The organism is Comamonas sp. A7-5, from assembly GCF_039581385.1.
Taxonomy (GTDB): Bacteria; Pseudomonadota; Gammaproteobacteria; order Burkholderiales; family Burkholderiaceae_C; genus Comamonas; species Comamonas thiooxydans.
Map to the genome: position 1 here is coordinate 1 of NZ_JBCPWO010000078.1, position 238 is coordinate 238.

Consider the following 238-nt stretch of genomic DNA (forward strand, 5'->3'; position numbering starts at 1 on the left):
CCCACGCTGGGAACGTTCTTCAGGGTGTAGGTGCCGCTGTACTCCACAATGTTCTTGGACGTTCCAGACACTGTGTTATTCAGGTTCTGGGTGGTTGTTCCGCTCGTTGTGATGTTTTGATCGGAGGTTGAAGTGGATCTACTTTCCATCGTGGCGACAGATCGACTTTCCGCCGGAGCAGCAACTGGATTGACAATGGTGACCGACTGATTCTGTTGTGCCCCTACGGATGAAGAGT

General features: G+C 52.1%; 1 pseudogene. It reads right to left on the minus strand.

Features of this window, described 5'->3' with window-relative positions:
* Positions 1-238: pseudogene (locus AAIL67_RS24835) on the minus strand (hypothetical protein); the annotation flags it as partial.